Annotated in this window: 41 protein-coding genes; 7 read left to right on the top strand and 34 right to left on the bottom strand. The window is 35.3% G+C overall.

The features are described from left to right. Positions 1-43 precede the first annotated feature (43 nt). Genes C1726_RS16240 through C1726_RS16230 form a run of 3 tightly spaced genes read right to left on the bottom strand, consistent with a single transcriptional unit; the run spans position 44 to position 2,275 of the window. Entirely contained in the window at positions 44-463 is a 420-nt protein-coding gene (locus tag C1726_RS16240; RefSeq protein WP_102274123.1) for a TrbC/VirB2 family protein, read from the bottom strand. Next, on the bottom strand, positions 460-1,029 hold the full coding sequence (locus C1726_RS16235; RefSeq protein WP_235822792.1) for a replication-relaxation family protein: 570 nt from the start codon (positions 1,027-1,029) through the stop codon (positions 460-462). The genes C1726_RS16240 and C1726_RS16235 overlap by 4 nt, the downstream gene beginning before the upstream one ends. Then, a complete protein-coding gene (locus C1726_RS16230) occupies positions 977-2,275 on the bottom strand; it encodes an FtsK/SpoIIIE domain-containing protein (RefSeq protein WP_102274122.1) in 1,299 nt (432 codons plus the stop codon). The genes C1726_RS16235 and C1726_RS16230 overlap by 53 nt, the downstream gene beginning before the upstream one ends. Before the next feature lie 250 nt (positions 2,276-2,525). Here C1726_RS16230 and C1726_RS16225 point away from each other — a divergent pair, with 250 nt between their 5' ends. Then, positions 2,526-2,723 (top strand): helix-turn-helix transcriptional regulator, encoded by a 198-nt coding sequence (locus C1726_RS16225; RefSeq protein WP_102274121.1) that lies wholly within the window; start codon positions 2,526-2,528, stop codon positions 2,721-2,723. A 32-nt stretch (positions 2,724-2,755) separates the two neighbouring features. Here C1726_RS16225 and C1726_RS16220 read toward each other — a convergent pair whose 3' ends face one another. Then, positions 2,756-2,995 (bottom strand): YolD-like family protein, encoded by a 240-nt coding sequence (locus tag C1726_RS16220; protein WP_102274120.1) that lies wholly within the window; start codon positions 2,993-2,995, stop codon positions 2,756-2,758. Between the two features lie 2 nt (positions 2,996-2,997). Then, positions 2,998-3,216 (bottom strand): hypothetical protein, encoded by a 219-nt coding sequence (locus C1726_RS16215; RefSeq protein WP_102274119.1) that lies wholly within the window; start codon positions 3,214-3,216, stop codon positions 2,998-3,000. 104 nt (positions 3,217-3,320) lie between these two features. Here C1726_RS16215 and C1726_RS16210 point away from each other — a divergent pair, with 104 nt between their 5' ends. Together C1726_RS16210 and C1726_RS16205 are read left to right on the top strand one after the other, a co-directional pair. Beyond that, on the top strand, positions 3,321-3,650 hold the full coding sequence (locus C1726_RS16210; RefSeq protein ID WP_180968228.1) for a YolD-like family protein: 330 nt from the start codon (positions 3,321-3,323) through the stop codon (positions 3,648-3,650). A gap of 11 nt (positions 3,651-3,661) precedes the next feature. Continuing rightward, positions 3,662-4,927 (top strand): Y-family DNA polymerase, encoded by a 1,266-nt coding sequence (locus C1726_RS16205; RefSeq protein WP_102274117.1) that lies wholly within the window; start codon positions 3,662-3,664, stop codon positions 4,925-4,927. 258 nt (positions 4,928-5,185) lie between these two features. Here the strand turns inward: C1726_RS16205 and C1726_RS16200 are convergent, their stop codons facing one another. Continuing rightward, positions 5,186-6,475 carry a hypothetical protein gene (locus C1726_RS16200; RefSeq protein ID WP_102274116.1) on the bottom strand — a complete coding sequence of 430 codons (1,290 nt, stop codon included), beginning with the start codon at positions 6,473-6,475 and terminating at the stop codon, positions 5,186-5,188. Between the two features lie 175 nt (positions 6,476-6,650). Here C1726_RS16200 and C1726_RS16195 point away from each other — a divergent pair, with 175 nt between their 5' ends. The 3 genes from C1726_RS16195 (at position 6,651) to C1726_RS16185 (ending at position 8,326) form a co-directional block, all read left to right on the top strand. Next, entirely contained in the window at positions 6,651-6,926 is a 276-nt protein-coding gene (locus C1726_RS16195; protein WP_102274115.1) for a hypothetical protein, read from the top strand. A gap of 194 nt (positions 6,927-7,120) precedes the next feature. After that, complete coding sequence (locus C1726_RS16190) at positions 7,121-7,687, top strand: CBO0543 family protein (protein ID WP_102274114.1); 567 nt, start codon at positions 7,121-7,123, stop codon at positions 7,685-7,687. Between the two features lie 174 nt (positions 7,688-7,861). Further along, entirely contained in the window at positions 7,862-8,326 is a 465-nt protein-coding gene (locus C1726_RS16185; protein ID WP_102274113.1) for a hypothetical protein, read from the top strand. Positions 8,327-8,377: 51 nt separating this feature from the next. On the opposite strand, the gene C1726_RS16180 is transcribed toward C1726_RS16185, so the two are convergent. The 18 genes from C1726_RS16180 to C1726_RS16090 all read right to left on the bottom strand — a co-directional run bounded on the left by C1726_RS16180 (position 8,378) and on the right by C1726_RS16090 (position 20,979). After that, on the bottom strand, positions 8,378-9,433 hold the full coding sequence (locus tag C1726_RS16180; protein ID WP_102274112.1) for a glucosaminidase domain-containing protein: 1,056 nt from the start codon (positions 9,431-9,433) through the stop codon (positions 8,378-8,380). Next, entirely contained in the window at positions 9,430-9,663 is a 234-nt protein-coding gene (locus C1726_RS16175; RefSeq protein ID WP_102274111.1) for a holin, read from the bottom strand. Before C1726_RS16175 ends, C1726_RS16180 begins: the two co-directional genes overlap by 4 nt. Next, positions 9,663-9,944, bottom strand: coding sequence for a hypothetical protein (locus C1726_RS16170; protein ID WP_102274110.1), 282 nt, complete (start codon positions 9,942-9,944; stop codon positions 9,663-9,665). Before C1726_RS16170 ends, C1726_RS16175 begins: the two co-directional genes overlap by 1 nt. Positions 9,945-10,081: 137 nt before the next feature. Further along, a complete protein-coding gene (locus tag C1726_RS16165) occupies positions 10,082-10,465 on the bottom strand; it encodes a hypothetical protein (RefSeq protein ID WP_102274109.1) in 384 nt (127 codons plus the stop codon). A 158-nt stretch (positions 10,466-10,623) separates the two neighbouring features. Further along, the gene (locus tag C1726_RS16160; protein ID WP_102274108.1) at positions 10,624-10,761 is read right to left on the bottom strand and encodes an XkdX family protein; all 138 of its coding nucleotides are present in this window, start codon (positions 10,759-10,761) and stop codon (positions 10,624-10,626) included. Continuing rightward, on the bottom strand, positions 10,761-10,970 hold the full coding sequence (locus tag C1726_RS16155) for a hypothetical protein (protein ID WP_102274107.1): 210 nt from the start codon (positions 10,968-10,970) through the stop codon (positions 10,761-10,763). The genes C1726_RS16160 and C1726_RS16155 overlap by 1 nt, the downstream gene beginning before the upstream one ends. After that, positions 10,967-12,595 carry a hypothetical protein gene (locus C1726_RS26440; protein ID WP_216629095.1) on the bottom strand — a complete coding sequence of 543 codons (1,629 nt, stop codon included), beginning with the start codon at positions 12,593-12,595 and terminating at the stop codon, positions 10,967-10,969. Before C1726_RS26440 ends, C1726_RS16155 begins: the two co-directional genes overlap by 4 nt. A gap of 2 nt (positions 12,596-12,597) precedes the next feature. Then, on the bottom strand, positions 12,598-13,269 hold the full coding sequence (locus tag C1726_RS16145; RefSeq protein ID WP_102274106.1) for a phage tail-collar fiber domain-containing protein: 672 nt from the start codon (positions 13,267-13,269) through the stop codon (positions 12,598-12,600). A gap of 2 nt (positions 13,270-13,271) precedes the next feature. After that, the gene (locus C1726_RS16140; RefSeq protein ID WP_180968226.1) at positions 13,272-13,925 is read right to left on the bottom strand and encodes a putative phage tail protein; all 654 of its coding nucleotides are present in this window, start codon (positions 13,923-13,925) and stop codon (positions 13,272-13,274) included. Continuing rightward, on the bottom strand, positions 13,918-14,973 hold the full coding sequence (locus C1726_RS16135; RefSeq protein ID WP_102274104.1) for a baseplate J/gp47 family protein: 1,056 nt from the start codon (positions 14,971-14,973) through the stop codon (positions 13,918-13,920). Before C1726_RS16135 ends, C1726_RS16140 begins: the two co-directional genes overlap by 8 nt. After that, positions 14,973-15,383 carry a DUF2634 domain-containing protein gene (locus C1726_RS16130; protein WP_102274103.1) on the bottom strand — a complete coding sequence of 137 codons (411 nt, stop codon included), beginning with the start codon at positions 15,381-15,383 and terminating at the stop codon, positions 14,973-14,975. The genes C1726_RS16135 and C1726_RS16130 overlap by 1 nt, the downstream gene beginning before the upstream one ends. A 5-nt stretch (positions 15,384-15,388) precedes the next feature. After that, the gene (locus tag C1726_RS16125) at positions 15,389-15,742 is read right to left on the bottom strand and encodes a DUF2577 domain-containing protein (RefSeq protein WP_216629073.1); all 354 of its coding nucleotides are present in this window, start codon (positions 15,740-15,742) and stop codon (positions 15,389-15,391) included. Then, positions 15,735-16,697, bottom strand: coding sequence for an XkdQ/YqbQ family protein (locus C1726_RS16120; protein ID WP_216629072.1), 963 nt, complete (start codon positions 16,695-16,697; stop codon positions 15,735-15,737). Before C1726_RS16120 ends, C1726_RS16125 begins: the two co-directional genes overlap by 8 nt. Continuing rightward, the gene (locus C1726_RS16115) at positions 16,690-17,352 is read right to left on the bottom strand and encodes a LysM peptidoglycan-binding domain-containing protein (RefSeq protein WP_102274102.1); all 663 of its coding nucleotides are present in this window, start codon (positions 17,350-17,352) and stop codon (positions 16,690-16,692) included. The genes C1726_RS16120 and C1726_RS16115 overlap by 8 nt, the downstream gene beginning before the upstream one ends. A 3-nt stretch (positions 17,353-17,355) precedes the next feature. Next, positions 17,356-19,545, bottom strand: coding sequence for a tape measure protein (locus tag C1726_RS16110; protein WP_102274101.1), 2,190 nt, complete (start codon positions 19,543-19,545; stop codon positions 17,356-17,358). A gap of 24 nt (positions 19,546-19,569) precedes the next feature. Beyond that, positions 19,570-19,965, bottom strand: a complete 396-nt coding sequence (locus tag C1726_RS16105; RefSeq protein ID WP_102274100.1) for a hypothetical protein — start codon at positions 19,963-19,965, stop codon at positions 19,570-19,572. Between the two features lie 2 nt (positions 19,966-19,967). Beyond that, a complete protein-coding gene (locus tag C1726_RS16100) occupies positions 19,968-20,309 on the bottom strand; it encodes a hypothetical protein (RefSeq protein ID WP_102274099.1) in 342 nt (113 codons plus the stop codon). 241 nt (positions 20,310-20,550) lie between these two features. After that, entirely contained in the window at positions 20,551-20,979 is a 429-nt protein-coding gene (locus C1726_RS16090; protein WP_102274097.1) for a phage tail assembly chaperone, read from the bottom strand. A gap of 78 nt (positions 20,980-21,057) precedes the next feature. Between C1726_RS16090 and C1726_RS16085 the strand changes: the two genes are divergently transcribed. Then, a complete protein-coding gene (locus C1726_RS16085; RefSeq protein ID WP_102274096.1) occupies positions 21,058-21,384 on the top strand; it encodes a hypothetical protein in 327 nt (108 codons plus the stop codon). Here C1726_RS16085 and C1726_RS26245 read toward each other — a convergent pair. The 10 genes from C1726_RS26245 to C1726_RS16040 all read right to left on the bottom strand — a co-directional run bounded on the left by C1726_RS26245 (position 21,373) and on the right by C1726_RS16040 (position 26,613). Beyond that, complete coding sequence (locus C1726_RS26245; protein WP_180968332.1) at positions 21,373-21,519, bottom strand: hypothetical protein; 147 nt, start codon at positions 21,517-21,519, stop codon at positions 21,373-21,375. The two genes, C1726_RS16085 and C1726_RS26245, sit on opposite strands and share 12 nt — an antisense overlap. Before the next feature lie 64 nt (positions 21,520-21,583). Further along, positions 21,584-22,108, bottom strand: a complete 525-nt coding sequence (locus tag C1726_RS16080; RefSeq protein WP_102274095.1) for a phage tail tube protein — start codon at positions 22,106-22,108, stop codon at positions 21,584-21,586. Positions 22,109-22,127: 19 nt separating this feature from the next. Then, entirely contained in the window at positions 22,128-23,441 is a 1,314-nt protein-coding gene (locus C1726_RS16075; protein WP_102274094.1) for a phage tail sheath family protein, read from the bottom strand. Further along, positions 23,441-23,620, bottom strand: a complete 180-nt coding sequence (locus tag C1726_RS16070) for a hypothetical protein (RefSeq protein ID WP_102274093.1) — start codon at positions 23,618-23,620, stop codon at positions 23,441-23,443. Before C1726_RS16070 ends, C1726_RS16075 begins: the two co-directional genes overlap by 1 nt. Before the next feature lie 2 nt (positions 23,621-23,622). Next, complete coding sequence (locus C1726_RS16065) at positions 23,623-24,060, bottom strand: phage tail terminator family protein (RefSeq protein ID WP_102274092.1); 438 nt, start codon at positions 24,058-24,060, stop codon at positions 23,623-23,625. Next, positions 24,057-24,551: an HK97 gp10 family phage protein gene (locus C1726_RS16060; protein WP_102274091.1), complete on the bottom strand. Its 495-nt coding sequence runs from the start codon at positions 24,549-24,551 to the stop codon at positions 24,057-24,059. The genes C1726_RS16065 and C1726_RS16060 overlap by 4 nt, the downstream gene beginning before the upstream one ends. Further along, on the bottom strand, positions 24,551-24,910 hold the full coding sequence (locus C1726_RS16055; RefSeq protein ID WP_216629071.1) for an ABC transporter ATP-binding protein: 360 nt from the start codon (positions 24,908-24,910) through the stop codon (positions 24,551-24,553). The genes C1726_RS16060 and C1726_RS16055 overlap by 1 nt, the downstream gene beginning before the upstream one ends. Continuing rightward, positions 24,907-25,302: a hypothetical protein gene (locus C1726_RS16050; RefSeq protein WP_142385098.1), complete on the bottom strand. Its 396-nt coding sequence runs from the start codon at positions 25,300-25,302 to the stop codon at positions 24,907-24,909. Before C1726_RS16050 ends, C1726_RS16055 begins: the two co-directional genes overlap by 4 nt. Positions 25,303-25,307: 5 nt before the next feature. Next, positions 25,308-25,577: a hypothetical protein gene (locus C1726_RS16045; RefSeq protein ID WP_102274088.1), complete on the bottom strand. Its 270-nt coding sequence runs from the start codon at positions 25,575-25,577 to the stop codon at positions 25,308-25,310. Positions 25,578-25,593: 16 nt separating this feature from the next. Further along, on the bottom strand, positions 25,594-26,613 hold the full coding sequence (locus tag C1726_RS16040) for a major capsid protein (protein WP_102274087.1): 1,020 nt from the start codon (positions 26,611-26,613) through the stop codon (positions 25,594-25,596). Positions 26,614-26,622: the final 9 nt, after the last annotated feature.

The raw sequence follows: 26,622 nt of genomic DNA, 5'->3' as shown, positions 1-26,622 counted from the left end.
TATTTGTCGCCGAATTGTCGCCGAAATAATTTTTTTGCTATTTTTACACTGCATTTCCTACTTGTTTTAGAACATTTAGTATTAATGGAGAAACTTGTATAAGTACATATCCAAGTCCTGCATTTTGAATCATTGTCCACGCTCTTTCTGCACTGCCAAACATAAATAGAAAGCACGCCCCTACAATTACTACACTTGCAACCGGAAATGCCAAAGCTACAAGAATATCCACAACTGGATCCAACACATGTGCTAGCGCAGATAAAGTTTGCTCTCCCATCCATTCTTTTGCTGTAGCCGGTACTGCTTCTGTTGTAGCTGCAAAAGCTGGCTTTGCCATAACTAATGGTACTGCAATAGATGTACCGATTCTTCTAACCAATTTTCCTACCTTCTTCTGTTTCTTTTCATCTTTATATTCCCCTGCCATAAATTCCTTAATGGAAAATGTTTGTATACTCATTTTAGGTCCTCCCATAGATAGATTTGGATTTTTAGACCTTCACATAGCTGCTGAAGCTTTTTCTTTCTATAAGGGGTTGTTGTCACCCATATAAGTGCAAACTGTGGATTATATGTTGATAACTTTTTATATCTTTTGATTTTTTGAATATTTTTCGCCATTGATTGTTTGAAGTCGATTTCTATAAAATGATGGAGTTTGTTAGAGATGAAGGCTGCATCTGCTATGAGGGATATGTCATTAATGGTTATTTTCACTTCATTTTGCCAAGTAGATGGTTTACCTTTTGCAATGTATAGATCATTTCTCATTAGATAATGATTTACTTGAGTATTTTTCGTTCTTTTCTTTTCTGCTTGCACCAATTCTCGGCCGGCAGCATTTAAATAGTAAATCTTCTTCCTATTTTCTAGAAAGTGTGATAAGTATTCTTCCATATTGCTGAGAACTCGCTGTGCATTCCTGTCCTGCCCAAGTTTATGAATCTTTTGAAGCTGCTCTCTGGATAAAAAATCACATTTCTTCAAGCTTAAAAGAATTTCCTCCATTCTTTGTTGTTTTTTCAATGTTGATCTCCTCCTTTCGTGTTTTGATTACGATATGAGGAGCAATAATCTTCTCTATTTGTTCATTTTCAATAAATGGAGTTTGAACTAGCTGCACACCTTCTGGAGACTTATAAATTGCACGCCCAGGTACTTCAAGTTTTTCTGCACCAGATTCATCTAACACAACCCTCGAGGCGACAGCATCCCTTAACTTATAAGTAATTACAGTATCGCAATTCTGCTTAATCTGCTTGTTCATTACGTCAGCAGTGGGATATTGGCTACAATAAATCAATCTATATCCTAATCCTGCACCTATTCTTGCTATTTCCGAGAGCGCTTCTTCACATTTGCGGGCTTTTTCCCTCTCTTCTTTCCCCGTGATGATGTTTGGTGAGATTTGTGCTGCTTCATCAACAATAATGAAATGTCTAGTATCAATCCCAGCTTCTTTAATGTCTTCGGATCCATTCTTATCAAACCATCCTTTCATTTGATTCATCTCATTTTTGACCTTTTGCAAGGCAGATAAAGCTTCGTCTAAATTTGTGGCCACCTCCAGCACTTGTTTAGCATTTTTAAAACGGGTAAATGCCAAGCCACCTTTTAGATCAATAAGTGTAAGTTTTGTGTTTTCAGGTTGTTGATACATTAACGATGTGATTAAAAGCTTTAAAAAAACTGTTTTTCCTTTTCTTGTTGCCCCAGCTAATGTGATATGACCTCGTTCCATATCATGATTTATAAAGCCATATCTTGTTTCACCTAATGGAATTTCCCAATCAATGCACTCACCCAGCATATCTACATTGAAATGAATCCTATTGGGAATATGTCTATCTAAAACTTTAATATGGAGCATCCCATCATAATTTAATTCGACGTCTTTATCCGATACATAACGATCCTTTAGTATTTGTTTAATTTGAGGTAAAAGCTTTTCTTTTAAGTTCATTTGCGTAAATGCTTTATAATTCAAAGGATTTTTTCTATTGTTCAGTCCATCTCTTATATGCTCCATTTTCTTTTCAAAATCAGATAAAGACATACCTAATGGAATTCGATAAATATACTCCATTCCCCATTCATGCTTTTGTTTACGATATAGTTGGATGGTTCGAATTTCTTTGCCTTCTTTAACATACAGACCACAGTTCAATGCAATTTTCCTAATCTTTTCCCCGTCATCTAATTCTGTTCGTTTAAAATAACTGAATCCAACCATCGCAGCAGCTGCGGAAGTCGATAAAATTTCAAAGAGCATTTCGTCACCCCTTATTTATTATTTAATAAATAGTTAATCTAAAAACGAATGGAGAAATGTTAGTTCAATCCCACGGTATTAGTACATTTGTATATTTCGCTTACCTGGTCATTTAGCGAATTTGGGTTCGAAGCTATTTGCGAATATCTTGCTGAATGGTAAATGATATGTGGTGATATGTTTGTCCTAAAACTAAAAAGTTTAGAGGACAAGCATTTTTTTTGCAGAATTTTAAAGTGAGGTGATTTTTATGGAGACAAAGTTGCAGAAATACCATAAGGAAACTGGAGTTAAACAAGCTTTTATCGCCAATAAAGCTAAACTTACACCTGGAGCGTATAGTCTTATTGTCAGAGGGGAATCGCTCCCATCACTTCCTGCAGCAATAAGAATTGCAAGAGTACTAAATGATACAGTAGAAAATCTATGGGGAGAATTTGTGGAATAAAAAAGCTCTTCTCAAATGAGAGGAGCTCCCTTCTATAGTATAGAAACTTTCATAATATCCATAAACGGAACCTTTGTAACACTTGAGTCCTTTTCGATATGAATTAATTTTGTTCGGCTATCCATTTTTATAATTTGACCTTGAACATTTTCTTTTTCCCAAACATCTAAAATTACCTCTGATTTTTCATCAAATGCCTCAACAAGTGTATTACCAATCTCCTCTAATTCAAATTCATCCCTTGTTGGTCGTTTTTTCTTAACTTTAGCCATGATTATGCTCCTCTCCTTATGCTTCGTACTGGCCCGACTGATAAGATGTTACTTATTTTAAAGGTTCTCTGCTGCTTTCGAATGTAGCAATGGGCTTGAAATGACTCCTCTTTTACTAATAACACCTTAATTCTCCGCTGGCTAATATTCCCCTTACAGTCCAAGTATATCATTTCTAATAATTCGCCCCTCGCTGCTGCCTTTAATAGTAAACTTCTCATCGTTCTGACCTCCTTATCTTATATTTTATACGAACATTTATTCGATTTCAAGTTGAATAAAGAACTAATGTTCGCATATAATAAATAAAAAGGAGATGTATCAAATGATAAAAGACCGCGGAACTATAAAGTGGACTGCAATGATGCTACCTGAGCATGTCCAGAGTTTGAAAGATGCACTAGTAGATGAACAAAGAATTGAAAAACCCTTACTTGACGAACAAGCAATAGAGGAGTTTGAGCTGATTATTTGTGAGGCAATGGATTCTAACGAAACCTTGAACATTGAAGTATTTGATAATGGCTTTACAAATATAATACAGGGCACTGTCCACTACATTAACACCATGAAGAGCCAAATAATTCTACAAGATGATAAAGGTTATTTTCATCATATTCCCTTTAAACATTTAGTTAATATACAACCAGAGTGAGGTAAAACATTATGATTGACTACTCCCAATTTCCAGAGCGACAAATCTTATGTATCGACATGAAAAGCTTTTATGCAAGTGTTGCAGCTGTTGATTTAGGATTGGACCCACTTACATGCTACCTTGCTGTTGTTGGTAGTACAGATAGACAAGGTAGTGTTGTTCTTGCTGCTTCACCAAGATTAAAAAAAGAGTTTGGCATAAAAACAACAAATAGATTATTTGAATTACCTAATGATCCAAGGATTAAAGTTGTTAATCCTAAAATGGGCTTGTTTATTAAAGTCTCCACCGAGATTACAAAGCTTTTTTATAGATACGTCCCACCTAATGCTGTGCATACCTATTCCGTTGATGAATCATTTCTTAATGTAAAAGGTCTCGAAAAAATATGGGGAGATGCAGAAACGATTGCCGCTAAGATACAGTCGGATATACAGCATGATTTTGGATTACCATGTACTGTTGGTATTGGTCCCAACATGCTGATAGCTAAATTAGCCCTTGACCTTGAATCAAAAAAGGCACCCAACGGTATTGCAAAATGGACTTATGATGATATCCCAAAGAAACTATGGCCAATTAGCCCACTATCCGAAATGTGGGGTATCGGGCGAAGAGTGGAAAAAACACTTAATAGTATGGGTATATTTTCAGTAGGTCAGCTTGCAAAATATGATCTTGCATTGTTAGAGCAGAAATTTGGGATTTTGGGAAACCAGCTATATTTTCACTCTTGGGGTATAGACTGCTCCGAAATAGGAGCCCCTATATTAAAGGGGCAAGTTAGTTTTGGAAAGAGCCAAATTTTAATGAGGGATTACAAAGAAGAACACGAAATAAAAGCTGTTGTCTTGGAAATGTGCGAGGAAGTTGCAAAAAGAGCCAGGGATGCTAGGAAAGCTGGAAGAACAATCACTTTTGGTCTTGGGTACAGTAAGGATGAGTTTGGTGGAGGATTTAACAGAGCAAGAACTACTGAGATTCCTACCAATGTAACGATGGATATATATAATGTGTGCTTGCAACTGATGAAGGAAAATTACCGTGGGCAAACGGTCCGATCAATTTCTGTATCGATAACAAAATTGGTTGATGATTATGAGATGCAGCTAGACCTTTTTGATGTTGATGGTTGGAAAAAGCGAGAGATTGGGTATGTAGTAGATAAGATTAGGAATAAGTATGGGGCAGCTTCTATTTTGAGAGCTGTGTCTTATACAGGTGCAGGCACTGCTTTGCATAGGAGTAAACTGGTAGGTGGCCATAAGGGTTAGGTCTTATTGATAACTAAATACAGCTCAGTATTAAAAGAGTATAATAAAAAAAGAAAAGACCATTTCCTAAAAATGGTCTTTTCTTTTATCATTTCCCCAACTTGGAAATGTTTCTTTTAATATTTTCTGATGCTTCTTTAATTATATTACTTTCATGTCGTTTTAATTCAAAGGCCATCTTTTCTTTGTGTGAAATATTAAAATATTGCTTGTGTTCATTTGTTACTAATTTTTCATTCGAAAAGAATTGTGTGAGCATTATTCTATCCCCTTTAAATAGTTTTTGTAGAAATTGTAATTTAACTCAGGAGTGAAATAATGTTTCCTTTTAATCCAAACAAGTCCATCACCCTTAGTAATAACACATACATCTACTGGTCCACCAACAGATTCAGCATCCATACTTATACGACGCTTAAATGACGTTAGGTTAACTAATGCTTCTGCCATTTCCGCAAGTTCCTCTTTAGGGAGAATTTGTAAAATATCTATGATTGGTTGTGCATAATACTGTGATTGAATTCTATCTAACTCATTATAAATACTTTCCACTAATTGATCTGGAATTCCTTCTTTTATTTCCAGAAAATCTTCGTCCATTGAAAATTCCTCTACCAGTAAATTATTATATTCATTGATCACATTTTTTATTATTCTCAACATGTTATTTTGCAATGAAGGCTCTATACCATTCATAAATGAGTATACCATTTCTTTTTGAGCAAATGGCCTCATAGCTGCTGTTGCATATGTTTCATCAATATATGAATTTATACGAATAGGAGTTCTTTCTTTGTATTTCAATTCACCTAAAAAAATACCCTCTATATGAAATTCAAATAAGCTAGGAAATATTTCTTCCTCACCATAACCTGATATAACAACTCCTGAGTAACTACTAGAGAGTATATCACTTTGGACTAATCTTCCACAAAAATCTATATACAAGTCAATTACAGAGTTATGTAATTCAAAGTTAATTACACTATTCAATATATCATTTATTGTATCCCTATGTTTATCCGAAAATTCAGGGATAAAACCTTCTTTACTAAGAATAATCTCTTTTTCATTTAATATTTGTATTTTTTCCTCCAAAACATTACTCATAATTTTTTCTACGTCTGAATTATGTACAGCTTCCCCAGTACTAGTAAGATCATTAATTCTTTGGTTAACTTCACCATCTAACATTTCTAATAATGCATTATAAAATATTCTAGAGACAAGATCTTTTTCAGTTTGGTCATTGTATAATCTTGAATCTCTTACCAAAAAGTCAATAAAATCTTGTCCATATTCTTCAAGACTATCAAACTTTTCTCCTTCTAAATTCTTCCTATAAGTTTTTATAATTGTTTCCCACGGGACTCCCATAAAACTAGCTCCACCAAATATCATTATACCTACGGGGTGTATTTTTGAAAGCGCAAACAATTTATTGGCAGAATTATATACTTTTTGGTTTCCCCCGCCTCCAATTGTAACAGCACTATCAGCAGCTAATGCTACTCCCGATCTGTTTAATATTCCTATTTCAGCCGTCATACTAACATTCTCCTTTTGTCATAACCTAATAATTTACTTTTTCTAGTTCTATATTACCATAAACTCCTATATTACATTTATTTTTAAAAAGAAAATATAAATAAATTTTTCACAATACCGTCACAAGGACTTCCCTCCTATTTGCCTAATATATGGGTAAAAGGAGGGGTTTTTTATGGAATCACCATTAGAAAAAATCGTCTTCCAGAAGAAAGGTGCACCCGGGGTTATTTCGTTTGACTCAGGTCTTATGATTTATAAGCAAAAAGAAGTAATGGAGTGGCTATGTATCAAGTATAAAAAACGTTACGAGATCTATTTATTGCTCGACGATTTGGAGGATTCACCTTATCGTAATCATTTGACATCTGGTGTTGGACGAACACTTGAACAAGCTCGTAAAGCAGCTGTTAAGAATATGGAAAAATTGATATTTGATAATGTTCATTAGACCTCCCATAGTGTGGAAGGTCTTTTTAATGAATTTATTTAACTTATATATCAGTTTAGTGGAAAAATAATTATCATTAACTTTTTTCAACAGTCAGGAAAAGGTGCAAAATTGAAAACAGTTATAAGTATAGAAGCGAAATTAATTGTAAAAAATATCTCTTAAGAATTACAAAATGGGAGAGGGGTTGAAGAATGACAGTTGAAGAAGGTATGAAACAAACTGAAAATGCATACCAACTGCTAATTAAAGTGAATAACTTAATGACCGATGCAGTAGTTAATGCTTATATGTTTACATGGCAATGGTGGTTTGGGGTCGGATTATTTATTATTCCATGGATAGTCTGGTTTCTGTTTAGAGACAAGAAATGTACAGGTAGGCTACTAATTGGAGGGTTTGTAACCATCATTTTATCACTAATTATTGATCTTATTGCCTTGTCTTATGGATTGTGGTCTTACCCGATGAAAATTTCACCAATAGCTCCACTATTATTTCTTCCTTATCATTTTTCTTTAGATCCTGTTGCAATCATGTTTGTTATTCAAATTAAACCAAAAACTAATCCACTTTTAAAAGGTATTATATTTGCTGCAATTGCTGCCTTTGGAGGTATGAATTTTTTTGCAATGCTTGATTTTTACAACTCCAAAGGATGGCCAACAATTTATGACTTTTTTATTTTTCTTTTCACTTTCTTAATAGCATATGGATTTAGCAACATGGATAGTTTTAGAAAATTGACAGATCCCTCTTAAAATTAAGTGAAGTTGTTCAAAGCCCTGCTAACTAAGAAGGGCTTTTTAATTTGGTTGTTTAGTTAGAAAGCTGAATAGCTGAGAATAGTACTATATGGCTTCAATAGCCTATTTAAAGTATGAATATTTGATAAATAGTGGGAAATAATAAGAGAAAAAAGGGAGGCTAGTTCCGTGAAACAGCCAGACTTTGCTTTAGGTCAAGGATGGTGGTACCCTGCAATTCTTAGTATTATTTTACTATTGATTGTATTTTTCATGCCTAAGAAAAGAATAAGTTGGAAGGAAGTCTATATAACTTTTGGAGTAATTGGTTATATCGTATGGATGGTTGATATGACAATTGCTGCACCATTTGACCTTTTCGATATAGGTAATCCACAAAAAGAGGGTTTACCTGAGATAACCCTTTTTGGAATTATCCCCTCATGTTTATCAGTAATATATTTAAACTTATTTGAAAAAGATCGTAAGTGGTTCTTAGTTATCCTGTTTTTTATCTTATCACTTACACTTGAATGGTTAGCAACTAGAGTTGGATTAATGAAACACTGGAATACTTGGTGGTCATCTCCTGTCCACTTTATTGCATATGCTTTTTACTTACCATGGCATTTAAAATTCATAAGGAAAAGCTAGGTTTTTCTTATATTAAAAGTCCTTCCAAAATCAGAAGGACTCTTATATTATTTATAATAATTTACGATCAGCAGCAACATACAACAGACCAATGGCATCTGATTCAGTGAGAGTTCCTTTTTTAAATTTATCTAACCAGGATTTATTTAAAGCTTTATCACCATGCTTCTTCTCTTCTGTAAGGTCCGTTAATACATTTTCTGTATGATCCATTAATGATTTTGAAGTAGGTTGATACAATTTGATTTCCTCCTTTTTTACTTCCTCTTTTTTAGGTGCCTTCCATGAAGTTGTTACCTCAAAATGTGGCATATCTGGTGTTTTCCACACACCACCCCAACCAATTCCTAAACTCATAGCGATCTGACCGGCTTTCTTTAACGTGCTCACATCATATAAAGATGGCTTGTTACATGCGATATCCCATGCCAAACGGCTTTTATGGTTACTGTTTCGGGTCCAAGTTACAACTTTTCCTGGTCTTGTTCTGCCTTGCTCATACAGATAATTCTGCCGTTCCTGTGATCTGTACGTTTCAGTGATAAAAATATCTAGTCCAGCTTTGTTACATTCTTCTAAGAAAAGTTTGCAGGCTGTCTGGGCAGTTGGATGTAATTCTGAAATATCACGACATGCTGTAGTAACAGACAAATTACTCTCCTCCTTGTCATAATGATATAATTCATATTTTTCGATAACATCGATTAGTTTTTGCGGATAGCTTGGATCTGTTGCATAGCCGCATTCGTAAATAACTCTTGAGGCTTCTTTATAGTCATTAATGCCCCACAAAGGTATATATCTTGACCGTTTTAAGAATACTGAACTTCTGTATTCAATGCATTCTTCAATGCTAGTAAAGTGGCAAAAAAGCGCTAAAACCTCTATCCATTTGCCATCCTCAAACTCTTTTGTTTTCAATTCATAAACTTGTCCACTCCATGATGGTCCTGCTTTAATACCAAATAGATTATTAGCTTCCACTGCCAATTCTGATATACCTGAATCACTCTCTAATATCGCTTGAGCAATTGTTAGAGAAGCCAGAATTCCTTCTGACTTCATGTATTTGACTGCGTGTGGTGAAATCCGATCAATAAAACTCATTTTTTAGTAATGATTTTAGATTGATCAAATAAGCCAGCAGCAGCTAGACCAATCATTAATCCAAACATAATTTTTTCTTGCATTGTCGCTACATCTACATAAAAAATACCCGCCAGCAATCCAAGAACAACGGATGCAGCAGGTAAGTATTTTACTGGAATAAAACTTAGTCTTTTAATAAATTCTGTTATGGCTAGAACAACGGCAATAATAATTGTAACTTCAAACATTAGGCATTCTCCTTTTCAATATTATCTAACCTCTTATGAATGGATTTATTGTTTTCTTCCACTCTTGTGACTCGCTCATTAAGAGCACCAATATCCTTTTGGTTTGCTCGTAATTCAAATCTAATATCATCCACACCCTTACCGATATAACTAAGCTGAGTACGAATTTCTGCATCCTGTTGTGAGTCTGTCTTTACTTCTTTGGTGCGGTTAAGTTGATAGCCAAAAAAACTTAACAACAAACCACCTATAGCGATTAATACTCCGATCTCTACTGTCATTTTGACACCTCATTAAAATAAAATACCCCGATCGGTTCGGGGCAAACTAGGGTCATGATGGCATAAAAAAAGAATCCTAAAATAGGATTCTTTAAGTGTATAATTTATTATATTGAGAATTTCCTTATACCTGTAATTTAATTTTTATACTGAGCACTTAAACTTCCTGTTGCTGAACAACTTAAATTAGGATCGTAACATTCAAGCATCATAACATAGCTTCCTGCAGGTACACCCATTACTCGATTAAAATCCTCTTTGCCAAAAGTAACAATGTCATTAGTATTTACACTCTTAACAAGAAAATATTCATTCCCATAGGCACCATCAGTCTTATCGTCAAAGTAAACTCCTAAGTATGCTCCATCTGGTACATTAATAACTCGAGTGTACTTTAAAGATTCACCTGGACCCAAAGTTACAGTAGATTGATCAATAATCGTATTGGCAGCAGATGCGGTGGTGGTTAACAAAATAGAACAAACTAGAAAAGCAAGAGCAACAAACCATTTTTTATTCATATTTCATCCTCCTAAATCTAGTAAAGTATCAACCTCTTAAATCATAGAACAACTAGAATCATTTGTCAACAATTACCATTTATGACAATTGTTACATAATCGTTAAAAACACTACACTACTATTTCCTAATAGTGACTTTAAGGAGTAAAAAATACACCTATACGGTAGGTGCTACATAATCCTCTTTAGTGATTTCTTTATACTGATCTGCAGTAATCTCATTAAGACGTACTGCCAACTGTAAATCTTCTATACTTGCCCACCCAAATTTATAAGCCATTTGCCAAAATGTCATTAAACAGTACCTCCTTCAAGGGCTGCTAATCTTAGATTCGCTTTAACTAATTGTTGACCAATAGTAGTAACTAATTCTTTAGTTTGCGCATGATCCAGTTTTTCTTGAACTAATGCTAACCCTAAAGCATCCAATGACAAAGGGATATTTTCCTGATTTTCTCTTTGCTCTTTTAACACACTTAAAGGGATTTCGTTAACGATTTTCAATCAAACGCACCTCCAAATCCCTCGAATCTTACTTGCTGCGTGGCTGTCCCTTTGTTAAGCGTAAACCTAATATTAATTCCCCAATGTTCAGCTGTTTTTACGGTATTCGTAAAGGTATAGCCTCGCTTATTCATAGCCATTCCAGTTATATCTTCCCATGTTGGAGCATCGTCAAAGGCATTGTTACAAGCTTCGATTTTAATGGTTGATCCAATAGGTACATAAACATCTGGTGTAACAAGTACTCTAGTAGCAGCAATATCAGTGACAAAAGGATTCTTTAATTCTAGTAAAATCGTATCTTCTGTTCTAGTAAATGTGAAAGTTCGAATAGATTTCGCCCCAAATGTGTCCACGGCTTCAACTGTCAATGTGTGCTGCTGCAGTTGTAATGGAATCCACATTTCTAATGGGATTTCAATTGAATAATCCGTATTTGGTGTTGCTTCAAATGTTCTGATAACCTGTCCATTAATCTTTTCTGTGACTGTGATTACCTGTCCTTCAGGGTCATTCACCTGGTAAGTGACGGAAGGTGATTCTATCAATGTTCCAAGGTCACGATCTGAATCGGAAATTACTGGCGGCCGGTTATGGATGACTCGGAAATTTCTTTCTTCAATAGTCGATGATCCACCAGCTCCATCATCTGCCCAAACCTTTAATTTATGGTCTATGTTTTCGGCTAAATCTACTGTTAGTGGAGTTTCACCATCATAAATTTTCTTGTCTTTATAAGTGAAACGTTTAGAGAAAGGAATTGGTGTCGATCCATCAGAAATTTTCGATTCAATATTTCTAATGGTCCCATCGTTAAACTGAACTTTAACTGTAACGGTATTATTTGCATCAGTATCTTTTGCGGTACCTTCAACAAGGATTTCATTTTGCCCTGCAGCCACTGATAATGATAAATTATTTGCTGTATTTAGTATTAACGTTGGAGCTTTATTTCCTGGTATTACAGTGAATACACTGGATTCCCTTATAGCAGAATTAATAGTGCCATCATTTGCTTGAACTGTAAATTTTAACGATGTCGTGCCTTCAGGAATAGTATATGTTCTTGATGTGCTTCCGCCATTACCTAAGGATATTGGAACTACTGCTCCGTTTCTATGAGCAAAGGGATAATAAGTAATAGGATAACCTTCCGCATCAAATGAAGCTCCCCAAGCTACAGTTACTGTTTCCCCAACCTTTAAAACCGTTCCAATTGCTGGGCTTATAAATGCTCCAGGTGTAGTTGGTTCTGTGTTGTTGTAGAAAATTTCTCCAATAGAAACAGTGTCAATTGTATAACCGCTCCCAAATCTAACATCGGAAATGAACACTCCATCGGATTGCACTTTTCCAACAAATGTCTGAGGGCTGTAAAACCAGCCAGAACCCGGAAGGTACGCATGGAATGAACATGTTACACGCAATTCCACCCCTAAATAATTTAGAATAGGGAAATCTGTAATTGTACCAGACAACAACAAGCCGCCTGTACTGCCGTTATACATAGCGAAATTAACTGTATTGTTTCCTGCATTCGATAATCTTAGCTGAAAGTAATTATCCGGCCTTCCATCGATGGGGTACGCAGATGTAACACTATTTTTTATAATAATTTTCGCCATTCTTAAATCACCAGCCTTTTATTAACACTGTCATAAACCCCACGAGTGACAACCACATCAACCAGCGTATTTAAATCCTCGGTAAATTGATTCGATGTAAAATTATTTGAGTAAGACTGCTCAAGATTAGTAAGCCGCAGCCCAATTTTAGAAATATCCTCTGTGTTCTTATCTGTTTTTTCACTAGTGACATTAAATCTGAGGACAAGCTCATCAAATTCCTCTCTTGACACATATCCCACATTGGAAATATTCGCTGTTATATTAGAAGCATTCGCTACAAAAATAGTAATTTCAAATTCGCTATTTATTGCAGTCGTTCCACCAACTGCAGGGAGATAATCAGCTTCCTTTGCCAGTGCTACAGCAAAAAGGATCTCACCCTCGTCCGGATCATATGCATATAAACCCATTTCCCTAAGGTAAAACCCTTGATTCAGTCCCTCATTTGTGATTGCTGACGATACTTTACATCGGTCAAACTCCACATTAATACCTGTGATCCATAAATCCTTAATCGGATTTTGCAAGACTTCTATTTCCTCAATGTTTTGGCTACCATGGGTGCCATCACCAATAGCAACCTTTGTAAAGTTAAGTCGTACTCCACTTTCAGCTTTAGCCTGTAGGATCTTTCCCTTTTTTGTTAAGACCATGCCTGTATACTCTGCCATTGTCACACCTCCATTTTGATAACTGTTATTGTCCGCATAGAAATAAATCCAGCATAGTATTTTGTCTGCTGGATCGATGGCTGCTTAAATGCTGCAGGCCGTATTTGGATTTTATTGCGGGTGGAGATAAGCCCCCCGAAGTTCATCCCTAAATTAATACTCCTTCGATGGGTAATACCTATACCTAAATTTAATGGGACTACCTTATCAAGTAATTCAGAGAGCTCTTTATAATATCTCACTTGCATTTCTGCAGAAACTCCACTTCCAAAGCTCATTAAAACTTCAAGATGTTCATTTATTATATCCAAATTTACTTGATACTCAGTTTCCCCTAATAAGGCATTCAATAGCTTTTTTAAATAACGAATTGTATACGGTTCCTTGCCCTGCATTCTACTAAGTAATCTACTCTTTCTAAACTGTAGAGTCTCATCTTTAGCAGCATTAATTTTCAACATCTTTTCCCAACGAGAAATACCAATCTCATTAGTTTCGTTTATAAACCGGGTTTTAAAAATATTGATTAAGTTCAACCGAACCTCATTAAAATTTTCATTTTCAACCCTAACTATTTCTTGCATTTCTTTTAGTTCATTAACTGTCGGAGGTAAATATTTTTGTAGTTTAATTTCTTGAATTAAGTAATCATTCACTGATAATCCCCCTTGTCGGAATATCATTTTGACCAAGAATTAAGTTCTCTGAGAGATTATTGATTAAAGTATTAGAAATATCTATGATACCCTCAATCTCTAATACTCTAGATTCAATATGAGAAATACGAACAGTAAGCTGCTGACTGCTCTCCCAATTCTTTTTTAGGTCAAGAAAATACTCATCTAAAAGGGTTAATATTTCATTTTCAACATAGGACCAGTCATAACCCGTGTCATAAATTAAATTGAATGTAATATTCACTGGAACCTCTGTTACACCAACAACATTCACAACATGACCAATCGGAGCAATTCCCATTCCTTCCCCATGATTGGTTTCCGGATCTATAGCAGTTTGTAATTCTTCAAGTAAAGCTGAAGTAGGTGAATTAAAATTGGTATCCATAATAACTAATTTCACATTATAGATATCATTTTTAACTCTATAGCCTTTTACTCCTCCAACACCTTGTAAATCATGGACCTTTTCTTGATAGTCTTTTCTATTACCACCATACGCTTGGGAATCGAAGCTTTCTAAATATCGTTTTCGTAAGTCTTCAGTTGCTTCTTCATCTTCTCCAGGGATAAGTAACTCAACTAACGCTGCTGATTGTAAACCATCAATGTAATTTACAGGTATTAATGGACCAAACCAATTATTACCTACTGTGCCCGGTGTTTCGCACTTCAATTTAAAAATGCCATCACTGATTTTTTCAGTAATGACATAGTTTAAGGAATCAAGATTAAATCTTGAGCCTATAGGTACATCAATATTAAATACTCCTTTTAATACCGCATTTGTAGCAGGTTCAGGAACTATTCCCCGATCTAAACAGAGCTTTATCAAGAATTCTCTAGTTGCTGTATCTCCAAACATTTCCCTAAGCAATCCGTCCATAGACAAATATAATTCGTATAACTGAATGGAATGCGGTGCAAGGGCATCGTAAATTATTGAACCTTCTCTCTTATCAACATCATTAGGTACCTTTGAGAGCGCATCATTTAATAAGTCATCTTGCTTTATATGTTCAAACATTAAATCGGCACCTCTGTTTCAATGGAAATTTCACCAACTACCGTATGGACTATAAAACTCACAAAGACTTTATTTTTTTGATGTGAAAACGAAAAAGCATCAACACTGTCGATTCTGTCATCTTGTGTTAATGCTTCTGATATTAGTCTTTTTAGTTCAGAGTACACATAAGGAATCGGCTGCCCAAATAACTTAGCAATTTCTGCTCCGTAATTCCAAGAATAGATTAAATGATCATATCGCTCTGTTCCAATTGCTTTATAAATCGCCTGTTCTATAGCTTCACGCCCATCCGTATAGCCGATTACACGCTTACGTACTAAGTCTAATTTATATGTTTTTGAAGGCCTCCTCTCTTCCTCAAATTCGATGTCTAAATCATCATTTCCTCCATTAACTCGAGGTATCATGAGCATTACTCCTTATCAAATACGACATATTTCTGACCACCTTGTACACGTAAGAGTTTTACTTTATCACCCATGACTAAACCATTATGAATAATAAATTTCTTACGACCGGTATATGGGTGTGCATGTAGATCAACAACTTCTGTCATATGATCCACTGTCATTTCTACTTCATAGTCTCGAACAGCACGAGTTAATATTAAAAGCTCATCATCTAACTCCAACCGTTGTTCAACCAATATTTTTAATGGTGAAATACCTGTTACCTCACCATATAAAATATGAACAGGATCCGTCGAGTTTACTGCTCCTCTGCCAGCCTTTTTCAAAACTGCTGCAAAATCATTTATATTACGCAATGAACTCACCACCAATTAACCTTAAGTCCATATAATGTTCATTTTCATTAAATGTATGTTTTACATTTTCGACTATCATGTAATTTGCAACTGTAATATCCCCTAAATAAAGTCCAACTCCTAAACTACTTCCGGCCCTTACACGGGGATCTCCAAATGCCTTTTTTATACTTAAATCACGTGTCTTTTGATTATAAAGCGAAAGTAATGCGTCAGCTTTTGCTTTGCCATTCACATTATTCTGGATCGTCTCAAATAATTGCAGTATTCCCCAATCATTCATCCTCTTGCTATCTTGAGCAATATAGATTTCACGGGTTCCTTTATCCTTATTTTCAAAAGATAATTTAATTTTGTTGTAGGTGTTTGAATCTATGGATGATGTATAGTCAAAACTTTCACCTGTCTCTTCGTCAATTAATAAATCTAGTTTCATTGATTCAATATTTTGTAGAGTGACTGCTCCAAAATCATCATAAAGAACATACATTTTACGAGTACTTTGCAGTGTAAAATCTAAAGCACTTTGTACCATATCAAAAAGTGTTTTATTGTCCTCAATTCTCGAAGGAATCTTAAAACCTGTATTTTCAATTTTTCCTGCTTTCATGTTGAAGTCAGCAATTAACATTTGCAAAAACTCGCTGGCAGTTTTATTTTTGTACACATATGTGTCTTTATTTTTAAAATACCGCAGCTGGTCATAACAGGTGACAGCAATTAAATCGTTACTGCTGCGCTTTTTTGTAAATACAAATCCGTAGAAGATTTTTACTCCATCATAAATAAAACGGACTGCATTCCCTTCTTGGAAATTTAACGCCTCATCTTTTACAACAGAAAAAGTAAGTTTACCTGGTACACCCTTTCGTGTGGTTTCCCAAATAACCCCTTCTTCAGCAGCCACCTCCATTATTTGTGAACCATTTTGGATGATTAATTGTGCATTAGCCAAACTTAATCACCTGCCCAATATTAATCATGTTTGGATTCTTAATGCCGTTTAATTTTGCAATTTCATCAACTTTTGAACCATCCCCTAAAACCTTCTTACAAATAGCCCACAAAGAATCACCAGACTTCACAGTGTACGTTTTAGGAGGCGTTTTACTAGTTGGTCTAGTTTTAGTTGTCGTTACCTTTTTGGTAGTCTGAGAGCCGCTTGTATTGGTTTTAATAACAAGTTTTTTTGTTCCATAATCTCTATATTGTTTCAACTCTATTCTGACGGTAATATCAAAACCTTCTTCAGCATCTTCAATAATTTCATACTCTTCAAGTGTAACCTTCAAGTTGGTATCAAAGAGTAAATCACCATTGGGTTTAGAGCGAGTAACAATAAACTGGAATGGTTGCTTATCTGTTTTAAATTTCTCAAACTTTTCGAGGAAAAATGTTGCTGGCTGATATCCATTTGGATACACAGCAAAAGGATATTTTACATTTGGCAATAAAACATCAAAAGACAGCTCGGTTAATCCAGCTGTCTTCAACATATTGACTTCACCTTCATTGATTAAAGTGATCGTCTTATTCTTATTTCGTATTTTTGTTGATAACTTGGATGGCGCAACAGGTAACTGCACATCATCCATATATACGCCATACATCTGTTATTCCCCCTCAGCAGCAATATCGATTGCTTCCTCTAGTTTCTCAGTAAATTTATCGATGATACCATCGAGATCAAGTTCAGAGTTAATTGTGTTCTGGCTGCTAAAATCAACTTTAATCTCTGCTGTTGTAAATCTATTAATTACTTCTTGTTCTGCAAGATCACGGAGATATTTCAAATCTTCCTCAGAAGCTTCCATGGAGTCGGCCATTTTTTTCGTATTTCCAGCAGTGTCTGAACCTTTATCACCGATTTTATCAAGTGCATCTGCCACTGGAAAATTATCTAATACCCCTGCATTACCAAGAAGATCATCCATCTTGAATGCACCACTAATTTTATCCTCTACACCTTTTCCCCAATCATAACCAGTATCCCAGGCGTTCGAGTACTCAAAACGGTCTAATTTTACTCCTAAGTCAGCAAGTACACTATCCATATCCAATTTGTCATAAAGAACCTCATAAGTTCCATTTCCGTACTTTTCTGCAGCCCAGTTTGTCATTTCACTTAGGGTAGAACGCCACCCTGAAACAGTACTTGCTAAATTCGAACCAAACACAAAATCTAGTGCTTTGGCTATTTTTTCAATTACACCAAGAACGTTATCAGCCAAATCCCCAAATAAATGAATGATGGATGCAACAGGATCATTAAATACATTCCCTAAAAAGTTTGCAAATGTAACCCAGTTATTATAGAGGAACTCTATAACTCCAAAAATAATTTCTAATAATCCCATAAACACATTCGCAATAAACGCTCCCATAACAGCAAAAGCACCTGAAATAATTCCAGTTGCAGAATAAGATGTTCCCGCAAATTTGTTTATTGCTGCAACTGCTAGATAAATAACGGATATCACAGCAATTATACCTAGAATAATCCATGTGATAGGACATGCATATAATGCTGCGTTTAACCCATATTGAGCTGCTGTTTGCATAAATGTTGCTCCTGCTGCCATAGTAGTTGCCGCAGCTTGACCCGCTGTTCTTAAAGCTAAAATTGAATTCCATGCCGCTACTCCCATCAAAGCAACTTTATGGGCAATCAGTACCCCTGTATAAATTCCTAAAGTAGTAGCTAATCCCATTATCACTGGACCGATTATTGACCAATTATCATAGATAAACCCACCTATGGACATAAATACAGAAAGAGTTGATAATACAACATTTGATAGAGTATAAAACGAATTAACAATTCCATTAATTGCACCATGAAATTTATCATTATTTGCTATTTCGTTTATCTTTTGAAGCACTGGTTGGAAAGCCAAAAAAGAATCACTCTTAAAATTCTCCCACAGTTGAGAAAATGTAAGTGGCATAGAATTAAACTTTTCATTAATTTCATCAGCTGCCGAAAACATTGCACTCTTAATTATATCAGCCGTAAGCAAACCTTCAGCTGACCATTCTTTCATACTTCCTTTAGGATCGATTTTTCTCATTTGTTCCTCAATCGCTTGGGCGAGTAACGGAGCGTTTTCCGTAATTGATCGGAATTCATCCCCCTGTAATTTACCTGCCGCCATTGCTTGAGTAAGTTGATACATTGCCGCAGTTTGTTCCTGTATACCCTGCCCGCCAATTGCAAAGTTCTTATTCATTAGTTCTGTAAAAGCAATAATTTCATCATTACCGGTAAATGCCTTTCCTGCAAGAATGCCGAGTTTGGATACAACAGCAGCAGTATCTAAGTATGAACTGTATGAACGTTGAGCAGAATCGAATATCATGTTTTGTAAATTGTCTAATTCTTGTTGAGTGCTGTTTTCATCTAGTAAAAGATTTAAACGGGCCGTTGTATTTGTCGCCTCATCCGAAAGTTTAATAATGTTCCCTGATGTATGAATTCCTAAATAAGTAGCTACTATCGCTCCTAGCTTGGTTAATAACCCATTAGCAGCTGAAGTTCCTCCGCGTATATTGTTATTAAGTATTTGTTGCTGGCGATCTGCTTCTCTTATTTCTTGTTCAATCCGGTTAAAAGCTGTTTCAGCTCTTACTAATTCTTGTCTAGCAGTTTGAATACTACCTGTATCAATTGTATTTCCAGAAGCCCTCTGCAGGCTTTCAAAGGAATTTAGAACAATATTCATGGCGTTATTCATAGATCTAAATGCTGGTGACATACCATCATAAATCTGTATAGCTGTCCTAATTGTTGCCAGATCAACCACCCACTTAAATAAAAAAACGCAACTTCAAGTCGCGTTTAAATGTTTTTTTATATACAATATCCAATGGTCTATTCCGTCAATATAATCATTTAGGTTACCTTCCAAAGTCTCATACTCATATAAATCTATTAAAATTTGCATCCACGTTTTTCTTCCTTGTAACCTTACCTTACCAATTGGATAGGTATTGTATGTTACAGAAATTGCTTTATTACTCATTCTTGTTAACCTTATACTTTTTGTTTCCCCACATCGAAAAAGTTTAAGTATTAATTGATAGATAAATTGCATTTCTTCTTCCGAAATACTACAATACTTACTTTTTTCTATATCTCCTAAAACTCTCTTATAGATGCTCATATTAATAAACGATTGTTCATCTTTAGCTCTATATTTTTTGGAAAATACACTAAATAACATAATCAGAACAACCTTTTGATTAATGCCTTATACAATTTTTCATCAATTTCTATAAGGCTTTTCTTTCCATCCTTAAATTCAATGGCAATTACATGTGTTCCTTTTGTTTTTGCAGTTAAACCAACTAGCAATCCAACTGGACCCAATAAAGCTCCACCAACTAAACCCCTAGTAATTCCACTAGCAGCACTTTTTCTGTGCTCTTCGGTGATGACCTCATAACTATTTACATTCTCTTTCGTTAGTTCTATTGGTGTTTTTGGTGTTGGATAAATTCCTGGTGTAACAAACCCCATAACTATACTTCCTTCGTAATCGCCAGCAATTACTTTATTTTGAGCCATATGTATCCCTCCTTTTCCACAAGTATACAAAAAAGGAGGGATACTTTCTATTTCTTCTTACCACGTCTACCTTTTCTCTTGGCTTCTTTCTCAGCTTTCTTCTCTGCCTCTTGTTTAAGTTGAACAGCAGCTATAACCATTGCTTTTTCATTCTTTGGAAGCCCATCAAACTCAGAAGGCCATTTATGCAACTTATGAAGGCAATAATAAGCTATGTTAGCCTCATAATCACCTTCATTTATTAGTTTTTTGCTTCTTCAACCAAATCTTCCATTGGTACTTCAAAACCATTTACCTCTTGGACTTTTGCTAAGTAATCAGCATACTCACCAGGAGTTAACATTGTTTTAAGAAGAGCATCTGCACCCATTACACCATAACTATTCTGCAGTTCTGCTTCATTAAGGTTAGGAAAAACTGTACATCTAGCAGCCAACTTTCCAAGGTAAGCATTATAATCTGTTTCTGGAACAAACTGGTTCCGTTTGCCTGGAACCGGAACCTTTTTAGTACAAGCTTTTCTTAGAGCTTCGTCTTCAGTAGAAGTAATGCCGCAGATTTCCCACTCCATCGGCTTTTTATTTTCATCTAGGAATCTTTTAGATGCCGCATATTTAACATTTTCGACTTTCACAGCATTTTGACTTAAAAATGCACTAAAATTACTCATTTAATAATCCTCCTAAAATTGAAATAGGTATTTTATCCTTTTATGTCGAATAAAAACATAAGAAAGGGGGTGGAAATAATGTCTAAATTTAAAGTCAAGGGTTTAGATAAATTACAAAAACAGTTAAAAAATATGGAAAGTGCTGCAAAGGAACTTGGAAAAACTACCAGTATTTCTTTTGATGAATTATTTATTACATCATTCATGAGTAAAAACACAAAGTTTAATTCATTTGATGAGTTTTTAAAAGCTGGTAGCTTTAAAGTTGAAAGTCAAAATGACTTTGAAGCTATTCCTGACGATGAAATGGATCAACATGTTATGAAAAATACCAATTTTAAAGATTGGCAAACGATGTTAGAAACTGCTACTCAAGAATATATTCAAAAAAAGTTAGGTTTCTAGTTTAGTTTCAAAATTCAATTCAAATTTATTAATCTGCTGAAGAGTTTCTTCTAATTGGTTTGAGAGGCTAGCAGCTTTCCTTAACAATTTTTGAAACTCTTCTGCATTTTTCAATTGAATACTTAAATTCACCATTTACAACCTCCCTTAACGAAAAGACACCCTCAATTTGAGAGTGCCTTAGAATAATCATCCAATGTTATTGCATGCCTGATAGCAAAGTAAATTTCTCTGGAATTTCCCAATCGTCAAATGTAAAATCCATATCCTCATCTAAGTATTCTGCATCTGCATCAAACTTAGTTAGTATACCACCATCAATATTGCAATCTTTTAAAATGACGGTTTGGCGACCTGCACCTGATGTAGGATCTTCATTAGTGACTTGAATATCGAAATAGATATCTTCTCCCGTCTTTTTAAAACGGTAGAGCAATTCACGGAAAATAGAAGTATTATAATGAAATGTTGCTGATCCACTTCCAGTCCATCCCGTAGCTTTATTTCCTTTACCGGTCTTGCCAAGGATCGGAACCTCACTTTTAGTTTTTTCCATTGATGCTTCCAGATTAATTGCTTGCATAAAGTTATATCGAATACCTTCCATCGTTACAAAACATTCCGCAAGAGAAGCACTAATTGTATCTTTGGCATTCATACTTTGGGCAAACAATTGCAAATCTAATTTTAAAAAATGTTTATTGTTTTTTTCTTTTTCTTTCATTTCAATACCAACCCCTTTCTTAAGCAACCATCACAGTCATATATAATTGAGCCATTGCATTAACTGGAGTTACATAATCAGTAACAACAACTGATTTTTTAGTTTCCCCTTTTTCTACAGTCACATTATCAGGGTCAAAATCTTCAAGGGCTCTTAATCTTTCTAATTCTTGATGGTGCTTGGTGATATCATTCCAGAGTGCAATCTGACCACCTTTGTCATTCGGGACTTGTCCAAGATATTTAGTATTAAACAAGACAGCAATATCATTGCCTATCTGATCAAGAACACGAATAGTTTGATTACTAGAAAAATCAACATTTTTATCAACAGTGAAAGAGATAAATGTATTGATGTCATCCAGTACCCGCACTTCATCCCCAACATTATGGAAAGTAAATTCTCCTCCATCAATCGCTGCTTCTAATTGTGGTTGGCTAAATTTTGTCTCAATAGCAAACTCACCATCATATTTCTTGTTAGTGTTTGACTTATTAACTGCACAACCAGCTGCAGCACCAGTTACCCAAAAAACTGCTGAAGCAATATTCGTATCATCAATCACATCATTTTTAACAGAAATAACCCCTTCATGGTCCACATCGTTCTTTTTATGGAGGATACATTGAAATTTAACACCTACTTGATCACGCATGCGCTTTGTAAATTCCGCATATAGGCTTTTAACCGGATTCTCAATAGATAAGCATCCTAAAGCATTAAAGGAGTATGGCTCGAGTGCATTTAGCGCTGCTTGATGCTCAGCACCTTCCACTGGATCACCATTCGTTCCAAGTGTAAATGGCATACCTACCGTTGCTTGCAATGCCACATTTGTTTTCCAGCTTACATAATCGTTGTCTAATAAGTTATCTGTATTAGGCAACACAGTCTGTGAATCCACTAAACTAGTACCCAAATAAGTTAGGACATCGACTTTTCCTGGATCATCAACATTTGCAGTAACAACAGTTGTTAAGTCATTTCCTCGAACCCCTTTATATTTTGCTGTAGCATAGGTATTCGAAGCCGCCACACCATTTTTCATCAACTTATAAAAGTAGGCTGTATGGATATTTTTAAAAAGGTCACGTATACCTCTTAGTTTTTCATGGGTATAATCGTAACCAAAAATTATCCGTGAGTTTTTCTGCAGTTCTGCTTGAGTCACAGTAAAAACCTCATCATCCTTTCCCCAATCTAGACGAAGAGGTAAAGCAGCATATCCACGATCACTCAACGTTGCAGTTGCTCTGGCAACGCTAATGAAGTTGATATACGTACCATTAAGCTTCTTATTTTGCGTTAAAAACGTACCGCCGCCCAATGCCATTATTTTTTCACCTTACCTTCTAAAAATGTTTTTAATTCTTCATCCACTTGCGCTACTGTGTAATGCTGTCCATCAATCAAGATTGCATTCAATACATCTCGATATTCAGCATATTTTTTACTATTTACAAGTTGTTCCTTCCGAAAAGTAGTTTTCATCTTTTCTTTTTCTTTTGCCATGATTAACCACCACCTCTTTTTGTACGTGGAAAGATTTTCAGATCTCCCATATGTGGGATTGGATCCTTTGCTTTATAGACATGCATATTGTAGTTAACAAAAAAGTGAAGTACTCCATCAACGATTTCACCATTCAGATTAGTTCCACGAACAAGGTCTCCATTAACTGTGATGTATTCCAAGGCATCAGTTAATTCTTCGGCAACCTCATTCAATTCAAAATTTTTATCTTGTGTACTTACTGGAAAGTAATGAATGTCGAAAAAGTGCTCTTTAAAGTATCTTTGGCCTATAATTTGGGTCTGTCCATACCTTAAGAACGCAATAAAAAAACAAGGCTCTATTAAGCCCTGCTTGATTTCTTCACTATAAATTTCGTAACCATCGCCAAATTCTTGATAAAGTTTAATAGAGATACCATCAATGATACCATTAATCATCCAAAGCACTTCCTTATGAATTCGGTAACTTTCCGATTTACAATTTGCTGTGCTTGTGATCGTAATTCATCCTCAGAAATTGTCAGCATAAACCTACCTCTTACCCAACCTTTATGATTGCGGGTTCGGTGCCCATATTCTACATATGGAGCATAGTTTACAGGATTAATAATCTCAATTTGAAAAGTATTTCCTGTTTTGGTTACAGGCAGCGCGTGAGCGTAAGCCTTTGCGTTTTTATTAGATGTTGCAGCAGCAGCTTCAGCATGTGTTTTAGCTGTCCAGCCCCGTCTTAAGGTACCCCCTTTTTTCCCCGATGAATTAGGGTATTCCCCAACAGGTGTACGCTTAATTACCTTAGCAAGCAGCCTAGCAGCCAATTCCTTAGCTACATCCTCACAAAACTTTTCAAACTCACTGCTTTGTAGCTTCTCCATCTTCTTCTGTAAGTTTTTTAACTGTTGAAAATCTACACTTCCCCATCTAGCCATTATGCCCATCCTTCAAAAAGCTTTAGGACAATTTCTTGATGAGTAGGATAAACTGCTGGAAACCCACTATAAGAGTATTCAGTAGTTCTTTGGTTTTGTGTAACCACTATTTTAGTTCCTGGTTTAATTTCAACCTCGGGTGCAATAAATAACTTTGTCACTTGTGATATTGTAGCTGCATTGTCCCTCTCACCAGTTGCAGATACAGTTTTAATAGATAAACGGCAAGGTTGGTCTTTAAGAATTACTACTTCAGTCTGCTTGGTCCTCTTTGTTTCTGGATCTTTTACAGATTGAAACTCTTTAATAGTACAAACTCCCTTATAAAGTTTTTCTATGGCTTTTCTTCGTGAATTCACCATAACAGTACCCTATACCTTACAAAATCAACTTCATTATGTCTTAAATATTGAACAAATGCGTTGAATTGTGCCTCCGGAGTACTATTGACCTCAACAACAAAAGTGACGTTTGTATCACCTTCTTGTACTTGCTTTTCAATTAGACCAAAGTCTATGGAATCTATATTTAATAGACCCATAGACTTTTTTGTAAAAAGAAATTCACCAGCAATCATGTCAATGGCAATTTCTAACAATCCTTCTGGTATAGCGTTTAAATTTGTTTGATTTTTGATAAAATTTGTCACCTTTTCAATACTAAAGGTAATTACCATTTCATCTGTATTACTAGGGGCAGTTGAAACTGTAATTCCTAAAGATTGCAAACGATTTTTGACTTCCTGCAGCAATAGAATCACTCGCTTTCTTCAGCTAGTTTTTCTTCGACAGCAGCTTGTAACTCTTCTTTTTCCATTTTTGTATAACTTTTTATTTTCAATTCTTTCGCTTTTTCTTTTAAAGCCTCAAACTCGAGATCTTGTTTAACTTCCTCTACAATTTCCATCATCTTATCTGAAAAATCCTTTTTATCAACAATAAGCTCATCACCATTATGGTAACGAGCTCCTTTAATACGAATTGGAAATACAGAATCTTTTATTTTCACTCGAAGCTGTGTAGTCATACAGTTTCATCCTTTCTTACGCAATAGGTTGCGCTTGAAATACATTATTTGCTTCAGGGAAAGAAGGAATAGCAGTAGCAGCAGCTTTTGTCCATGTAGAAATTGGGTCTTTTCCTTCTTCATATACCATAGCGATTACCTTATCTACTGTAGAAACATTTGCACCTTCACGAATCATGCGGCTTTCTTCAGGTGTTGGTCCGTATAATGTTTCACCAAGAATACCATCACCGAACATAACGAATTTGTTTTCGCCTAAATAACGGTGGGTAGTATAGGTACCATTTGCTTCTTGCCTACGATATTTTGAATCGTAGACAGCAATCGTTGGTAAATCATGTTGTTGTAAGAATGCATTTAAATCTTGGCGAGTTGGAATACGACTAGAATCCTTACCAAATAAATAACCGATAATTTTGCTATTACGCAAAATTTGAGTTAATACTTTTGTAGATGTCAGTGCTCTGGTAGCTTTTTCATCTAATAAATCCTGCCAACGTTCTAAAGTTCCAATAATATCAGCAGCTGGATCAGTCCATAAATCAGTACCAGCTAAAGTCTCTTGATGTTCAGTAGGTACATGATAATTTACAGTCATGTTTAAACCATTCTCGTTCAGTGTAACTTTGCCTGTTGTCAGTGCCTCCATACGCATTAATTCAATACGTGCTTTAACACCGGCAACAAGCTTATCGATGTCATTGAAAACTTGACCAATTAAATATTTTTGCTCTCCTTCAGTTCGAGGGAATTGAAGAGCAATCAAATCCTTTTCTGTAAGTTGCATTTTACGCTTAACGTATGCTGCCTCTAAAGCCTGCTTAGCAGCTTCACGTGAGCCAATTTCTGCTTCTGTATCAAATGCATGAGCAGAGGCGACTACAGGTAGTGAACTTGCTCCTACTAAATAGCTGAAATCTAGTGTTTCATGTTTCACTTCAGGGAATAGCGTTTCCCCTAACAGTGGCTTATATTGACGTTCTTTAACATAATTTAATACTGTTTCTGAATTAAAAAGCTCTAACACATCTGGCATATTGATTTC

The sequence above is a fragment of the Cytobacillus massiliigabonensis genome (assembly GCF_900199725.1).
GTDB lineage: Bacteria > Bacillota > Bacilli > Bacillales > Cytobacillaceae > Cytobacillus > Cytobacillus massiliigabonensis.
Note: the sequence above shows the minus strand (reverse complement) of the source record. Positions and strands in the feature narration are given on the sequence as shown.

Bases quoted from the DNA above. Each gene is read 5' to 3' on its own strand.
- C1726_RS16240 (WP_102274123.1), bottom strand. From the start codon at position 463: ATGAGTATACAAACATTTTCCATTAAGGAATTTATGGCAGGGGAATAT.
- C1726_RS16230 (WP_102274122.1), bottom strand. From the start codon at position 2,275: ATGCTCTTTGAAATTTTATCGACTTCCGCAGCTGCTGCGATGGTTGGA.
- C1726_RS16225 (WP_102274121.1), top strand. From the start codon at position 2,526: ATGGAGACAAAGTTGCAGAAATACCATAAGGAAACTGGAGTTAAACAA.
- C1726_RS16220 (WP_102274120.1), bottom strand. From the start codon at position 2,995: ATGGCTAAAGTTAAGAAAAAACGACCAACAAGGGATGAATTTGAATTA.
- C1726_RS16215 (WP_102274119.1), bottom strand. From the start codon at position 3,216: ATGAGAAGTTTACTATTAAAGGCAGCAGCGAGGGGCGAATTATTAGAA.
- C1726_RS16210 (WP_180968228.1), top strand. From the start codon at position 3,321: ATGATAAAAGACCGCGGAACTATAAAGTGGACTGCAATGATGCTACCT.
- C1726_RS16205 (WP_102274117.1), top strand. From the start codon at position 3,662: ATGATTGACTACTCCCAATTTCCAGAGCGACAAATCTTATGTATCGAC.
- C1726_RS16200 (WP_102274116.1), bottom strand. From the start codon at position 6,475: ATGACGGCTGAAATAGGAATATTAAACAGATCGGGAGTAGCATTAGCT.
- C1726_RS16195 (WP_102274115.1), top strand. From the start codon at position 6,651: ATGGAATCACCATTAGAAAAAATCGTCTTCCAGAAGAAAGGTGCACCC.
- C1726_RS16190 (WP_102274114.1), top strand. From the start codon at position 7,121: ATGACAGTTGAAGAAGGTATGAAACAAACTGAAAATGCATACCAACTG.
- C1726_RS16180 (WP_102274112.1), bottom strand. From the start codon at position 9,433: ATGAGTTTTATTGATCGGATTTCACCACACGCAGTCAAATACATGAAG.
- C1726_RS16175 (WP_102274111.1), bottom strand. From the start codon at position 9,663: ATGTTTGAAGTTACAATTATTATTGCCGTTGTTCTAGCCATAACAGAA.
- C1726_RS16170 (WP_102274110.1), bottom strand. From the start codon at position 9,944: ATGACAGTAGAGATCGGAGTATTAATCGCTATAGGTGGTTTGTTGTTA.
- C1726_RS16165 (WP_102274109.1), bottom strand. From the start codon at position 10,465: ATGAATAAAAAATGGTTTGTTGCTCTTGCTTTTCTAGTTTGTTCTATT.
- C1726_RS16160 (WP_102274108.1), bottom strand. From the start codon at position 10,761: ATGACATTTTGGCAAATGGCTTATAAATTTGGGTGGGCAAGTATAGAA.
- C1726_RS26440 (WP_216629095.1), bottom strand. From the start codon at position 12,595: ATGGCGAAAATTATTATAAAAAATAGTGTTACATCTGCGTACCCCATC.
- C1726_RS16145 (WP_102274106.1), bottom strand. From the start codon at position 13,269: ATGGCAGAGTATACAGGCATGGTCTTAACAAAAAAGGGAAAGATCCTA.
- C1726_RS16135 (WP_102274104.1), bottom strand. From the start codon at position 14,973: ATGTTTGAACATATAAAGCAAGATGACTTATTAAATGATGCGCTCTCA.
- C1726_RS16130 (WP_102274103.1), bottom strand. From the start codon at position 15,383: ATGATACCTCGAGTTAATGGAGGAAATGATGATTTAGACATCGAATTT.
- C1726_RS16115 (WP_102274102.1), bottom strand. From the start codon at position 17,352: ATGTATGGCGTATATATGGATGATGTGCAGTTACCTGTTGCGCCATCC.
- C1726_RS16105 (WP_102274100.1), bottom strand. From the start codon at position 19,965: ATGTTATTTAGTGTATTTTCCAAAAAATATAGAGCTAAAGATGAACAA.
- C1726_RS16100 (WP_102274099.1), bottom strand. From the start codon at position 20,309: ATGGCTCAAAATAAAGTAATTGCTGGCGATTACGAAGGAAGTATAGTT.
- C1726_RS16090 (WP_102274097.1), bottom strand. From the start codon at position 20,979: ATGAGTAATTTTAGTGCATTTTTAAGTCAAAATGCTGTGAAAGTCGAA.
- C1726_RS16085 (WP_102274096.1), top strand. From the start codon at position 21,058: ATGTCTAAATTTAAAGTCAAGGGTTTAGATAAATTACAAAAACAGTTA.
- C1726_RS26245 (WP_180968332.1), bottom strand. From the start codon at position 21,519: ATGGTGAATTTAAGTATTCAATTGAAAAATGCAGAAGAGTTTCAAAAA.
- C1726_RS16080 (WP_102274095.1), bottom strand. From the start codon at position 22,108: ATGAAAGAAAAAGAAAAAAACAATAAACATTTTTTAAAATTAGATTTG.
- C1726_RS16075 (WP_102274094.1), bottom strand. From the start codon at position 23,441: ATGGCATTGGGCGGCGGTACGTTTTTAACGCAAAATAAGAAGCTTAAT.
- C1726_RS16070 (WP_102274093.1), bottom strand. From the start codon at position 23,620: ATGGCAAAAGAAAAAGAAAAGATGAAAACTACTTTTCGGAAGGAACAA.
- C1726_RS16065 (WP_102274092.1), bottom strand. From the start codon at position 24,060: ATGATTAATGGTATCATTGATGGTATCTCTATTAAACTTTATCAAGAA.
- C1726_RS16060 (WP_102274091.1), bottom strand. From the start codon at position 24,551: ATGGCTAGATGGGGAAGTGTAGATTTTCAACAGTTAAAAAACTTACAG.
- C1726_RS16045 (WP_102274088.1), bottom strand. From the start codon at position 25,577: ATGACTACACAGCTTCGAGTGAAAATAAAAGATTCTGTATTTCCAATT.
- C1726_RS16040 (WP_102274087.1), bottom strand. From the start codon at position 26,613: ATGCCAGATGTGTTAGAGCTTTTTAATTCAGAAACAGTATTAAATTAT.